Source organism: Methylocystis sp., assembly GCF_051061285.1.
Lineage (GTDB): Bacteria > Pseudomonadota > Alphaproteobacteria > Rhizobiales > Beijerinckiaceae > Methylocystis.
The window spans coordinates 251,217-263,468 of sequence record NZ_JBPFEA010000024.1 but is presented as its reverse complement, the minus strand read 5'-3'; the positions used below and the strand labels follow the sequence as shown (position 1 = coordinate 263,468).

Annotated in this window: 12 protein-coding genes; 5 read left to right on the top strand and 7 right to left on the bottom strand. The window is 63.3% G+C overall.

What is annotated here, in order from left to right:
* Positions 1-55 precede the first annotated feature (55 nt).
* Positions 56-406 (bottom strand): hypothetical protein, encoded by a 351-nt coding sequence (locus ACR65T_RS08935; RefSeq protein WP_434496150.1) that lies wholly within the window; start codon positions 404-406, stop codon positions 56-58.
* Positions 407-560: 154 nt separating this feature from the next.
* On the opposite strand from ACR65T_RS08935, the gene ACR65T_RS08930 reads away from it, so the two are divergent.
* The 4 genes from ACR65T_RS08930 to ACR65T_RS08915 all read left to right on the top strand — a co-directional run bounded on the left by ACR65T_RS08930 (position 561) and on the right by ACR65T_RS08915 (position 4,522).
* Positions 561-2,078, top strand: a complete 1,518-nt coding sequence (locus ACR65T_RS08930) for a helicase HerA-like domain-containing protein (protein ID WP_434496149.1) — start codon at positions 561-563, stop codon at positions 2,076-2,078.
* 295 nt (positions 2,079-2,373) lie between these two features.
* Positions 2,374-2,589 (top strand): DUF2283 domain-containing protein, encoded by a 216-nt coding sequence (locus tag ACR65T_RS08925; RefSeq protein WP_109026124.1) that lies wholly within the window; start codon positions 2,374-2,376, stop codon positions 2,587-2,589.
* A gap of 181 nt (positions 2,590-2,770) precedes the next feature.
* Entirely contained in the window at positions 2,771-3,655 is an 885-nt protein-coding gene (rpoH, locus tag ACR65T_RS08920; protein WP_434496148.1) for an RNA polymerase sigma factor RpoH, read from the top strand.
* 189 nt (positions 3,656-3,844) lie between these two features.
* Positions 3,845-4,522 (top strand): SDR family oxidoreductase, encoded by a 678-nt coding sequence (locus ACR65T_RS08915; RefSeq protein ID WP_434496147.1) that lies wholly within the window; start codon positions 3,845-3,847, stop codon positions 4,520-4,522.
* On the opposite strand, the gene ACR65T_RS08910 is transcribed toward ACR65T_RS08915, so the two are convergent.
* The 6 genes from ACR65T_RS08910 to ACR65T_RS08885 all read right to left on the bottom strand — a co-directional run bounded on the left by ACR65T_RS08910 (position 4,495) and on the right by ACR65T_RS08885 (position 10,012).
* Positions 4,495-5,244: an ABC transporter ATP-binding protein gene (locus ACR65T_RS08910; protein ID WP_434496146.1), complete on the bottom strand. Its 750-nt coding sequence runs from the start codon at positions 5,242-5,244 to the stop codon at positions 4,495-4,497. The genes ACR65T_RS08915 and ACR65T_RS08910 overlap by 28 nt on opposite strands.
* A complete protein-coding gene (locus tag ACR65T_RS08905) occupies positions 5,186-5,941 on the bottom strand; it encodes an ABC transporter permease (protein ID WP_434496145.1) in 756 nt (251 codons plus the stop codon). The genes ACR65T_RS08910 and ACR65T_RS08905 overlap by 59 nt, the downstream gene beginning before the upstream one ends.
* Positions 5,938-6,921: an ABC transporter substrate-binding protein gene (locus tag ACR65T_RS08900; protein WP_434496144.1), complete on the bottom strand. Its 984-nt coding sequence runs from the start codon at positions 6,919-6,921 to the stop codon at positions 5,938-5,940. The genes ACR65T_RS08905 and ACR65T_RS08900 overlap by 4 nt, the downstream gene beginning before the upstream one ends.
* Positions 6,922-7,180: 259 nt before the next feature.
* Positions 7,181-7,918: an MBL fold metallo-hydrolase gene (locus ACR65T_RS08895; RefSeq protein ID WP_434496143.1), complete on the bottom strand. Its 738-nt coding sequence runs from the start codon at positions 7,916-7,918 to the stop codon at positions 7,181-7,183.
* Positions 7,919-7,979: 61 nt separating this feature from the next.
* Positions 7,980-8,465: a DUF6790 family protein gene (locus tag ACR65T_RS08890; protein WP_434496142.1), complete on the bottom strand. Its 486-nt coding sequence runs from the start codon at positions 8,463-8,465 to the stop codon at positions 7,980-7,982.
* Entirely contained in the window at positions 8,462-10,012 is a 1,551-nt protein-coding gene (locus ACR65T_RS08885; protein ID WP_434496141.1) for a hypothetical protein, read from the bottom strand. Before ACR65T_RS08885 ends, ACR65T_RS08890 begins: the two co-directional genes overlap by 4 nt.
* Positions 10,013-10,204: 192 nt before the next feature.
* Here ACR65T_RS08885 and parE point away from each other — a divergent pair, with 192 nt between their 5' ends.
* A complete protein-coding gene (gene parE / locus ACR65T_RS08880) occupies positions 10,205-12,220 on the top strand; it encodes a DNA topoisomerase IV subunit B (protein ID WP_434496140.1) in 2,016 nt (671 codons plus the stop codon).
* The last annotated feature ends 32 nt before the right edge of the window (positions 12,221-12,252 follow it).

Sequence of the window (12,252 nt, the reverse complement as noted above, 5' to 3'; positions counted from 1 at the left end):
GTTGTCATGGGCGGCGCGCGCCGCAGCGGGTCCGCTGAGCGGACCACGAATAGGATCAGTCCGCGAAAACTATATGGGCGTCATTGCATAAGTCCACGTCGCCTGAATCCTTCGCGTCGTCGAACGCCCAACGCGCCTCAAAGCGGCAACCTCTGGCGCCGGTGATCGGAAACCGCATGCGGCCTCCCGCGGCCAGCGGCTTATCGAGCTTGCCGACGATGGCTTCCGGGGTCTTATCTTTTGCCGCCATGACGATCTCGAAGCTTTTCAGCGGCACGGGACGCTGGTTCTCCAGATCGACGGTTTGCGCCAGCTTCGCCGGCGCCGTTCGCGGCTTCGTTGCGCCGACCGCCTGCGCGACGCCGGCGGCGGCGATGACGCCGATCATCGCCAAGCGTAGCTTCATTGGACCTTCTCCCGACGGGAACTTATCTCGCCCTTTTGCATTCGCCAAGCGCTGTCGGCGCCTGTGCGGCGCCGAACGGGCCGGACATGCGCGTCCCGCGCCGATGGTGTAGCTTCGCGCAATTGCGATTCCTGACTGTGAAAGCGCTTTAACCATGAGCGAAACTCCGAGCGCCGTTCCAGGCAAAATCCTCGTCGGCGCAAGCGTAACGGACGGGAAACCGCACGCTTACCGCTATCTTCTGCTCGCGCTGGGCAATCGCCATGGCTTGATCGCGGGCGCAACCGGCGGCGGCAAAACCGTTTCGCTGCAGCTGCTCGCCGAAGGCTTCTCGAACGCCGGAACCTGCGTCTTTCTCGCCGACGTCAAAGGCGATCTCGCGGGACTGTCGCAGCCGGGCGAAGGCAAGTCGGCCTTCGTCGCGCGCGCCAAGGAGATTGGCCTTGCTTACGCGCCTGACCGGTTTCCCGTCGCCTTCTGGGATGTCTTCGGCGAACAGGGACACCCGGTTCGCGCCTCCATTTCGGAAATGGGGCCGCTGCTTCTGTCGCGCCTGCTCGATTTGAACGACGTCCAAGAGGGCGTTCTCAATATCGTTTTCAAGGCGGCCGACGAGCAGGGCATGTTGCTGCTCGACTTGAAGGATCTGCGGGCGATGCTCGCGCATGTTGCGGAGAACGCCGTAGCCTACAAGCAGAAATACGGAAATGTGGCGCCCGCGAGCGTCGGCGCCATTCAGCGCCAGCTGTTGGTGCTGGAGACGCAGGGCGGCGCAAATTTCTTCGGCGAACCGGCGCTCGACATCATGGATTTCCTGCGAGTCGATCGGGACGGACGCGGGGTTATCAATATTCTCGCCGCGGACAAGTTAATGCGCGCGCCGCGGCTCTACGCGACCTTCCTTCTTTGGATGCTTTCCGAGCTGTACGAAATCCTGCCGGAAGTCGGCGATCTCGACAAGCCGAAGCTCGTCTTCTTCTTCGACGAGGCGCATCTTCTGTTCAACGACGCGCCGAAGGCGCTGCTGTCCGCGATTGAGCAGGTCGTGCGTCTCATCCGCTCGAAAGGCGTCGGCGTCTATTTCATCACGCAAAATCCACTCGACGTGCCGGACACGGTTCTGGGCCAGCTCGGCAACCGTATCCAACATGTGCTGCGCGCATTCACGCCCCGCGATCAGAAGGCGGTGCGCGCCGCCGCCGAGACGTTTCGCGACAATCGCGCCCTCGAGGAAGCCGAGGCGATCATGCAGCTTGGCGTCGGCGAAGCGCTGGTGTCCATGCTCGACGCCAAGGGAGCGCCGGAAGTCGTCGAACGAACGCTGATCGCGCCGCCGTCCGCCCGCGTTGGACCGATATCGCCGCAGGAGCGGCAGGCCGTCATGGCGGCGAGCGCCTTCGGGGGAAAATACGACACGATGGTGGATCGCGAATCCGCCTTCGAAATGCTGCAGGCGCGCGCCGCCAAGGGCGAGGCCGAAAGCGGCGCCGGCGGCGGTCTGCTCGGCGCGCTCGGCCGCATATTGGGCGGCATTTTTGGCAAGGGCGACAAGAAGCGCATGTCGCCCGCGGAACTTGCGGCGCGCGCCGCGATCCAATCGGCGGCGCGGTCCGCCGGGACGCAGATCGCGCGCCAAATTCTGCGCGGCGTGCTGGGCGGAATGTCGAAGTGAATTCGGGCGAAATGGCCATCGAATCCATTCGTTGACATGGACGTCGTGATGAAGTCGACGCGCTATTTTTCTGAACAAGTGCTGCGCAAGCGACCCTATATTAGTTAGTCGATGTGCAAGGCCGTTATAGCGTCACCGCTAAAGCGAATGGTCCAGCCAGATGGTCGGCTTCGTCATTGGGGATCGGTGGTCGACACACGCGACGGAAATGAGCGTATATTGAGGGTCGTCACGCTCGAGGACGGCGAAACCTGCACAACGCCTTTTTTGACCGAGATTTTAGGAAAGAAGACCAATGAAACTGCACTACTACCCTGACACCGACAGTCTCTACATAGAATTGAAGTCCGGCCCAGGAACGGAGACGCGAGAGGTTGTGTCGGGCCTCAACGTGGATATTGACGCGTCTGGCGACGTGGTCGGACTCGATATCGACCACGCCTCGAAAAAACTCGATCTCACCACACTTGAGACGATTTCATTGCCCGTGCGAGTCGCCAAAGTGGCGTGACTGCTCTTTTGAGCGCGGCATTCACATTGCTGAATCTTAATCCGTGCTTTAGCCTCCCTTCACGCAATTGTCATTTTCCAGCCCTCTAGGGGCGCCCTATAATGTCCCCCTATCGCGGCCGGCGTTTCGTGGCCGCGCTTTGCGGACCCGCCATACTCAGGGGGTTCGCCAGGAGGGACTTATGGCGAATGCCTTGCCAATCGTCTCAGAAGACGGCCTAGCCCGCTATCTATCTGAAATCAGGCGGTTTCCAATGTTGGAGCCGCAGCAGGAATATATGCTTGCCAAGCGCTGGCGCGAGCATGAAGACGCGAAAGCCGCGCAGGAACTGATCACGTCGCATCTGCGGCTCGTGGCGAAGATCGCCATGGGTTATCGCGGCTACGGCCTGCCGATCGGGGAAATCGTCTCCGAAGGCAATGTCGGCCTCATGCAAGCCGTCAAGCGCTTCGAGCCCGAGCGCGGCTTCCGCCTCGCGACCTATGCAATGTGGTGGATTCGCGCCTCCATCCAAGAGTATATTTTGCGCTCCTGGTCGCTCGTCAAAATGGGCACCACCGCGAGCCAGAAGAAGCTCTTCTTCAACCTTCGCAAGGCTAAGAGCCGCATCTCCGCCTTCGAAGAAGGCGACCTCAGGCCTGAGAACGTCGAAAAGATCGCGCATCGGCTTGGCGTGTCCAAGCAGGACGTCATCGACATGAATCGCCGCATGGGCGGCGACGCGTCGCTCAACACGCCTTTGCGCGAGGAGGGCGAAGGCGAATGGCAGGACTGGCTCGTCGACGACAGCGTCGACCAGGAGCATCTGCTCGTCGCCCACGAAGAAAGCGACAATCGCCTGAAGGCGCTACGCGGCGCGCTTGACGTGCTCAATCCGCGCGAGCGGCGTATCTTCGAGGCGCGGCGGCTTTCGGATGATCCTCTCACGCTCGAAACGCTCTCCGAGGAATTCGGCGTGTCGCGTGAGCGCGTGCGGCAGATCGAGGTGCGCGCCTTCGAGAAGGTGCAGGCGGCGGTGCGCGACGGCGTCGCGCGTATCGAGTCGGCGGCGGCGCCGGCTGCGTAACGGCTCCGGAATCCGAGGAATGATTGAACGACGCGGCGCAAGAAGCGCGCCGCGCCTTTCAGTCCGGTAACGCCAAATCGGTCTGCACTCCGCAAAAAGTCGCACGAACTCACCAGAGCTGTGGCGCCTGCCCCAAGCCTTCGCTCGCTCTATATTGGTGAGGATTGGGAGGCGCGCCAGAACAGCGACATGTCTCACTGGCTCATTGTCGGCGCCAGCCGCGGCATCGGACTTGAAACTGCGCGTCAGCTTTCGGCGCGAGGGGAGCGCGTGACCGCGAGCGTGCGCAGCGCGACGGGCCTGGCGGCGCTCAAAGCGGCAGCGCCGCAGGCGGCGCCCCTGCAGTTCGACGTGCGCAATGAGGCCGAGATCGAGGCCGCCGCCGCGCAGGTCTCCGATCCGATCGACGTGCTGATCGCCAACGCCGGCGCCTATGGGCCGCAGCGCCAATCCTCCACCGACATGGATTTCGAAGGCGCGCTCGATCTTCTCTCGGTCAATACGCTCGGCCCGCTGCGCGTCGTTCAGGCCTTCCTGCCGCTGGTGAAGCGGAGCGCCCATCCCCGCATCGTGTTGATGACCAGCAGATTGGGCTCGATGTCGCTCGACGGGACGGTCAATGTCGCCTACCGCGTCTCGAAAGCAGGGTTGAACAAGATCGCGCAATGTCTCGCTGACGATCTGAAGGCGGAAGGCGTCGTCGTCGTCGCGCTGAGTCCGGGTCGGGTGCGCACCGACATGGGCGGGCCCAACGCGCCGCTCGACGTGCGCGACAGCGTGGCGGGTATCATTCGAACCGCCGAGTCGTTGACGCTCGCCGATACGCGCCGCTATCTCGACTATCGCGGCGAAGAGCTTCCCTGGTAAATGGCCCGCGCCTGCGCCTCGATTTTCGCCGCCGTCTCTCGCTCCAACGCTCTTCGCGGCGTCGGCACATCGAGCGTCGCGACGACGCGAGCCGGACGCGGGGATAAAAGGAAGATCCTGTCTGCGAGCGCGATCGCTTCGGCGAGATCATGCGTCACGATCAGCGTGGTGATGCGCCGTTCGTCGATGAGCCTTGCGATCATCTCGCGCAGATCCTTGGCCAGCGCCGCGTCGAGCGACACAAGCGGCTCGTCGAGCAGCAGCAGGTCCGGCGTGACCGCGAGCGCGCGCGCAAGCGCGACGCGCCGGGCGAGCCCCAGCGAGAGTTCGCGCGGGAAATGCGATGCGTGCTCGGCGAGCCCGAGTTCGTCGAGAAGCGCGGCGATGTCGTCTTCGCGCGCATGCGGCGCGGCGATGCGGACATTGTCGATGACGCTGCGCCAGGGCAGCAATCGCGGCTCTTGGAAAACCATGCCGAGCCGGCCGTGTTCGGGCAGGACGATCGTTCCGATGTAGTCCTTGTCGAGTCCGGCGATGAGCCGCAGCAGAGTCGTCTTGCCGCAGCCGGAAGGGCCGACGACCGCGCCCGCCTGTCCCGCGGGCAGCGTCAGCCGCAAATCTTCCAGCGACCGAAGCGGGCTGCCGCTGGCGGAATGATAATCCTTAGACGCGATCGAGACGTCGAGAGACGCCGCGCCGCCAGCGCGAGACGTGTCGTTCAAGAGGCTGCACCAGAAAAGTTTCGACGCCGAGCATCAGCGCGACGAAGGGAAGCGCGTAAGCAAGCAGAAGCTTCATGTCAAAGAGCTGAAAGGCCATGTTGATTTCAAAACCGACGCCGTTGGAGCGCCCGAGCAGCTCCACGACGAGGACGATCTTCCAGACGAGCGACAGGCCGGAGCGCGTCGCCGCGGCAAGATAGGGCGCGAGCTGCGGCAGGATGAGATGCTTGAAACGCGCGGCGGGCGAAAAGCGGAAGACATGCGCCATGTCCTCAAGATGCGGATCGAGCGCCCGCGCGCCTTCGCGCACGACGACGATGGCGTTGGGCAGCTTATTGAGCGCGACGGCGCCGATCGCGGCGACTTCCGTGAGGCCCGCCCAGACATAGGCGAGCACGATGACGACCAGCGCCGGCAGATTGAGCAGCGTGATGAGCCAGGGATCGAGCAGCCGGTCGGCGAGCTTGTTGCGACCCATGACATAGCCGATCGCCGTCCCGAAACTCATGGCGAGCGCGAAGGCGGCGACGACGCGCGCCAGCGTGATCGTGAGATTGAAGAACAGCCCGCCGGAGACCGCCTCTTCGTAAATCTTCTCGAAAACGGCCGCCGGCCCCGGAAGTCGGCGCGGATCGGACAGAGACGCGCCGACTTGCCAAAGCAGGAGCAGAGCCGCAAGCGAGATGAAGCGGATCAACGCGGCTTGCCCTTGGCGTCCTTGTAGAAGGTTCCGGGATCGAGCGTTTTGCCGGGGCCGACAAGCTTTGCGCCGCCGAGCGCGGCGAGCGCGCCATAGAGCGTCCGGGCGTCGGCCTCTTCCTGCGCGATCGAGCGTTTCGGCGCGCCGGCGACATAGCGCTTGCGGTAGACGTCGACTGTCATGGCGTCTCTGCCGCCGAGGCGCTGCGCGATGACTGCGCCCCAGGCCCTGTCGGATGACGCGATCAGCTCCTTGGCTTTCTTCGTCATCGAGAAGAACCGCGCCAGCGCGTCCTGGTTCTTCGCCGCGAAATCTTCGTCGAAGACATAGCCGGTGACGACGACGTCGCCCTTGGCGCCGAGCGCCTTTTCGACGTCGGTGAGCTCGACGGCGCGCCTGAAGCCTTGGGCTTCGAGGTCGGCGGCGAAATTCCAGAATTCGAGCGCCGCGTCGATCTCGCCCTGCAGCGCCTTTTCGGCGATGAGCGGCGGCGCGCCGTACAGCACCGTTGCGGTCTTGTCGAGATCGACGCCGTTCTTTAGCGCATAGGCCTTGAGCATCAGCCAGCTTTTGTCGAGCGGCCCGCCGGCGACGCCCAGCGTCTTGCCGGCGAGGTCCTTGACGCTGTTGATTGCGGGGTTCTTGGTCATCACCGCGCCGATCGCCGATGAGTGCGGGTAGAAGGTCAGCTTCGCGCCCTGCGCGCGCTGGCGGGCGACCCATAGCCAATCGGAGATGATGAGGTCGGCGCCGCCGCCCTGGATGGCGATCTTGCCGGCGTCGGTCGAGGCGAGCTCGGTGGCGTCGATGTCGAGCTTGGCTTCCGTATCGAGGCCGAACGCCTTAGCGACGGCAAGCTCCCAGCCGAGCGTGCCGGTCTTCTGCAGCGCGATACGCAGTTTTTCCGCCTGCGCCGGCGCGGCGAGGAGAAAGACGCTGGCGAGACAGGCGGCGAGAGCGATGAAGAAGCGTTGCATGTTTTCCTGAGGTTTCTCGGAACGTCTTACCGCAGGATCGACATATCGTCGATGCGTCGCGTTAGGCTGGCAATATCCGCCGAAGCCGCTGACGCAGACTCTCCGCGTCATGCCCGCGCTTGTCGCGGGCATCCACGCCGGGACGTTACGCAACGGTTGCAAGGCGCACGCAATGTCGACACGTGGATGGCCGGGACAAGCCCGGCCATGACGGTTCGGTGCGCCAACGAAGGTCTTCGCCCGGCCATGACGGTTGCCTTCAAGGAGAGGTTTGTCGCTTCGCCGCGAGCGCCGCTTCATAAAAGTCCGCAAGCTGCGAGAGCAGGGCGGCGCAGTCGCCTTCAAAACTCGAGCCGTGCATCACGGCGAGGCGGCGCGGCTCCAGCGCCGCGAGCATGCGGATCGTCGGTCCTGTCATCGGCGTCAGCGCCGTGGCCTGAAAGGCGTTTTCCGCCGCGATTGCGGCTTCAAGCACGCTCTCCGTCGTGAGGGCCGGTCCTTGACCGATCTGCGTGAGGAGATCGCCGCAGAACAGCGTGCGGGTCGTCTCCTCATAGATCAGCCCCGATTCCCACGCATGCGGCACATGCGGCGTATCGATGTAGCGCACGCGCCTTCCGCCGATGTCCATGATTTCGCCATTCGCAAGGGCGCGCGGCGGCCGGTCGGCGAGATCGTTGAGCGACACCATGCAGGCGGTCTGGCCATGAACCACTTGCGCCTGCGGCGCAGCGGCGAGCCAGAGATTCATCGCGCCGCATTCATCGGCTTCGACATGGCCGAAGGAAATCCAGCGCAACCGTTCGATCGGCATGATCGCGGCCAAAGCCTTCGAGACGCACGGAAACAGCGAACGCGGCCCGCAGTGAAACAGCAGCGGCTCGTCGGCGTCGATAAGGAACTGGTTAAAGGTGAAGCCGGCGGGCGCCGCGATCTCCGGCGCGAACGTCGACAGACGATAGATGCGCTCGGCGATTTCATCGAGCTTCGTTTCCATCTCACCCTCCGACGGCATTCGGTCGCCGCATGCGTGAATCCGCGCGGCCTTTCATCTGCGCCTAGCCTTTCTCCGCGTCCCATCGATGGCGAAGGTAAAGCAGCAGGAGCAACCAGAGCGCGATAAAGCCATCGGAGAAGATCGTCAAAAAGTTGTAGGGCGCATAGTCCCCGGCGCGAAGCGTCTGCTCGATGTGGCCGTAGGTCGCCCCGAGCATGAACAACGACCATCCAAGCCCGGTGGCGAGCCAAAAGGCGCCGCGGATCCAAATGCAGAGAAAACCGAGAACGCCCCAGGCGCCGTCGTGAACGCCGACTTCGAATTGGAACGGGCTGCCTGGCGCCCAGCCGATGCTGCGCGCGGTCTCATCGGCGAAGAAGACATGCGGGACGAAGCCGAGCGGCAGGCCGATGACGCCGACGTCGAGAACCAGCGCGTACAGCAGCAGCAGGCGAACGACGCGTGCGCGAGTCCTTGGGACTCTGCTTAGCGCCAGATGCGCCAGCGGCAGCAGCACGCTGAAGAGCGCGACGATGAGGCCGATCATGGCGACACGGCCGCTTTCGCGTCTTCCGCCGCGGCGGCGGCGACGCTGCGCTCACCCGCTTTCAGCGCCTTGATCTGATATTTTTCACATTCCGCGCTCAACGCTGCGAGGCCGCCGTAAAGCCTCTCGGCGTCGCCAAATCCGATGGCGGCGAAGCGATAAATCAGTTCGCGCACGAGGCTGGGCTTCAGGAAATAGCCGGAGTGGACGTCAACCTCGCCTCTGACATAGACCCACAGCAGGCGCAGATGTCCAAGCCAGGATAAGTTCGGCGGCGTGCCGGGCGCAGCGTCCGTCACCACCCCATGTCCCTCGGCGTCGATGCTGTCAGTGCAGTCGAAATAGGTCAGCCGCTGCGCGAATGACTCTTCCGACTGCATGGCGTCGAGTTCAGCGTAAAGCTCGTAAAGGGTGCGCGCGCCGACGCGCAGATTGCCGAGCGTCAGCTGTTCGGAAAGTCCCCAGCCGGTCAGCACGCCGACATTGCCGAGGCGATAGCCGAACCTGCGGCTCTTCGTCGGCAACGAGAAGAAATTCGCCGTCGTCGAAATGTCGCGTAAAACTTCGTCGCCTTCGTTGGAGAAAAGATGCGCCTCCTGAAAGCGGATCAACGATGAATGCAACGCATTGCTGCGGCCGAGCAGCAGCACCTCCGATGGAATGTCGGGCGAGATGAGAACCAGGCGGCGCAATATAAAATTCTCTCCAATCTTCGATCTGAGCTCCCGCCGCCCGCGCTCCTCTTCGCTTCCGAGCGTCTCTGGGCCGTGGCGCATGGCGGCGATCGCGAGTGGGGAAAACACGTCGGAGAGAATGCGCACGGCGTTGGTGACGACGAAGCCGCCCATGCTGTGGCCGATAAAGGAAAGGTCGACCCTTCCGACAAGATCGTCGGGGTCATCGCTCGGTCGTTTGGGAAGCCTGTCGTCGATCTCGCGAATAAGATTGACGAGATCGGGCACGCCGTAATTCGTCGCTCGAAAGCCGTCACGAAAATAGACGATGAGCCGCAAGCCAAAAAGGGTGAGGGGAATTATGGCCATCGCCGCAGTCACAGCCGTAACGACGACGCGCGCCAGCTTCCACCAGTCGCAAATCTCGAAAGAGAAGTTCACGAGATATACGGCGGCGAGTGAGACGAAGAGAATGCCGAGGAGGAACAATGGCGCAGCGTTCAAACCGCTTCGCCAAGGGGTTCCCATCGCCTCTGACGGCCAACGATAACCGATGCAAACGAGGCCGCGGTTCTTGAGCGCGTCGTCGTCGTTCAACGCGATGAAAGATTCTTTGAAGGTTTCGAGAACTTTCTTTCGCGGCGTGTTGAAGCCGTGGACGGTAATCAAGAGTTTAGGGCTCTCCTGTTTGCTCAATACCTTGACGATCTTATCGATCTCTGAAGGTTCGCAATTTTCAGGAGTTGACGGCGCGCTTTCCTTGTCGTCGATATTATCGGGCGCCGTGCTTTCGACGAAGAAAGCGGGCGTGAAGGCCCTGGCGGCAGGTGGTGGGGTGACCTCGTACACCGCTAATTGTTTGTCGTGCGGCATGGATTAGCTCCAATTTTTCGGTTGAGCAAAAATCCTTAAGTGAGTATTTAGCCAAGTCCGAGCATGCCTCAGCGCCGCCTGTGCGACAAGCCGAAGCGCTGTCTGCCTTTTTTGTGAACTCCCTATGTCGGCCAGGCGAGGACGCTTGCGCCGAACCGGCCCACACTGTCGCGAATCGCGCTAAGATCGCCCATGGCTTCAAAACCCGATCTGTTCAGCGGCGCGCCGCGCAAGGCGCCCGCGTCGAAACCCGCCCCAAAGCGCGGGCCGGCGGAATATTCCGCCGCCTCGATCGAAGTGCTGGAGGGGCTCGAGCCCGTCCGCCGGCGCCCCGGCATGTATATCGGCGGCACCGACGAGGCGGCGATGCATCACCTCTTCGCCGAGGTGCTGGACAACGCCATGGACGAGGCCGTGGCCGGCCATGCGACCTTCATCGAAGTGACGCTGGAAACTGACGGCTGGCTCACGGTCAACGACAACGGCCGCGGCATTCCGGTCGAGTCCCATCCGAAATTTCCCAAGAAATCGGCGCTGGAAGTGGTGATGACCACGCTCCACGCGGGCGGCAAGTTCGATTCAGGCGCCTATCAGACCTCCGGCGGTCTGCACGGCGTCGGCGTCTCCGTCGTCAATGCGCTGTCCGAAAAGCTCGACGTCGAGGTGGCGATCGCCGGGCAGCTTTACGGCCAGGAGTTTTCGCGGGGCCTGCCGCTCGGCAAGCTCAAGACGCTCGGCCGCGTCAACAACCGGCGCGGCACCAAGGTGCGCTTCAAGCCCGACGCGCAGATTTTCGGCGCGGGCGCGCATTGGAAGCCGGCGCGGCTCTTCCGCATGTCGCGCTCCAAGGCCTATCTCTTCGGCGGCGTCGAAATTCGCTGGCGCTGCGATCCTACGCTGATCGACCCCGGCGCGGACACGCCGCCTGAGGCGGTGCTGCGCTTTCCCGGCGGCTTGAAGGATTATCTGGCGCGTGAAATCCATGGCAAGGAACTCGTCGCCGATCAGCCCTTCGTCGGCAAGATCACGCGCGAAGGCGGCCATGGTTCGCTGGAATGGGCGGTCTCCTGGCTCGCCGAGGATGACGGCTTCGTCCATTCCTATTGCAACACGATTCCGACGCCCGACGGCGGCACGCATGAGGCGGGGTTTCGCGCCGCGCTCCTGAAGGCGCTCAAGGATCACGCCGAACGCGTCGGACAGGCGAAGCGCGCCAAGGACATTACCGCCGACGATCTCATGGGCCAGTCGGCCGCGATGATCTCGGTCTTCATGCGCGAGCCGGAGTTTCAGGGCCAGAACAAAAGCCGGCTGATGAGCGCCGAGGCGGCGCGCATCGTCGAGAGCGCGGTGCGGGACGCCTTCGACCATTGGCTCGCCGGCGCCCCCTCGCAGGCCAATAAGCTCTTGGATTTCGCCGTTGAGCGCGCCGAGGAGCGCCTGCGCCGGCGCGCCGAGAAGGACATCGCCCGCAAGACCGCGACCCGCAAGCTGCGGCTGCCCGGCAAGCTCGTCGACTGCACGAATAATTCGGCGCAGGGCTCGGAGCTGTTCATCGTCGAAGGCGACTCCGCCGGCGGCTCGGCGAAGGAGGCGCGCAACCGCACGACGCAGGCCATTTTGCCGCTGCGTGGCAAGATTTTGAATGTCGCCTCGGCGACGAAGGACAAGCTCCTCGCCAATCAGCAGCTCGCCGATCTGACCCAGGCGCTCGGCTGCGGACTGGGCGCGCATTACCGCGACGAGGATCTGCGCTACGAGAAGGTGATCGTGATGACCGACGCCGACGTCGACGGCGCGCATATCGCGTCGCTGCTCATCACCTTCTTCTATCGGCAGATGCCGCGCCTCATCGAGAACGGCCATCTCTATCTGGCGCAGCCGCCGCTCTATAAGCTGACGCAAGGCGCGAAGACCGTCTATGCGCGCGACAATGAACATCGCGAGGAATTGATCGCCAAGGAACTGACCGGGAAGGGAAAAATCGAGACCGGCCGCTTCAAGGGGCTTGGCGAGATGAGCGCGGCTCAGCTCAAGGAAACGACAATGGATCCGAGCAAGCGCACGCTCCTCAAAGTCGTCGTCGAGCCGGAAGATCGCGAGGAGACCGCGGACTGCGTCGAGCGGCTGATGGGCAACAGGCCGGAAGCGCGCTTCGCCTTCATTCAGGAGCGCGCCGCGTTCGCGACGGAACTGGTCGATATCTAACCGCTCGCGCCTGGACGCGTCTGGGAGTATGG

What these genes read in the sequence shown, in the direction of transcription:
- ACR65T_RS08915 (WP_434496147.1), top strand. Translation starts at nt 3,845, where the DNA reads ATGTCTCACTGGCTCATTGTCGGCGCCAGCCGCGGCATCGGACTTGAA.
- ACR65T_RS08885 (WP_434496141.1), bottom strand. Translation starts at nt 10,012, where the DNA reads ATGCCGCACGACAAACAATTAGCGGTGTACGAGGTCACCCCACCACCT.
- ACR65T_RS08895 (WP_434496143.1), bottom strand. Translation starts at nt 7,918, where the DNA reads ATGGAAACGAAGCTCGATGAAATCGCCGAGCGCATCTATCGTCTGTCG.
- parE (WP_434496140.1), top strand. Translation starts at nt 10,205, where the DNA reads ATGGCTTCAAAACCCGATCTGTTCAGCGGCGCGCCGCGCAAGGCGCCC.
- ACR65T_RS08935 (WP_434496150.1), bottom strand. Translation starts at nt 406, where the DNA reads ATGAAGCTACGCTTGGCGATGATCGGCGTCATCGCCGCCGCCGGCGTC.
- ACR65T_RS08930 (WP_434496149.1), top strand. Translation starts at nt 561, where the DNA reads ATGAGCGAAACTCCGAGCGCCGTTCCAGGCAAAATCCTCGTCGGCGCA.
- rpoH (WP_434496148.1), top strand. Translation starts at nt 2,771, where the DNA reads ATGGCGAATGCCTTGCCAATCGTCTCAGAAGACGGCCTAGCCCGCTAT.
- ACR65T_RS08900 (WP_434496144.1), bottom strand. Translation starts at nt 6,921, where the DNA reads ATGCAACGCTTCTTCATCGCTCTCGCCGCCTGTCTCGCCAGCGTCTTT.
- ACR65T_RS08925 (WP_109026124.1), top strand. Translation starts at nt 2,374, where the DNA reads ATGAAACTGCACTACTACCCTGACACCGACAGTCTCTACATAGAATTG.
- ACR65T_RS08890 (WP_434496142.1), bottom strand. Translation starts at nt 8,465, where the DNA reads ATGATCGGCCTCATCGTCGCGCTCTTCAGCGTGCTGCTGCCGCTGGCG.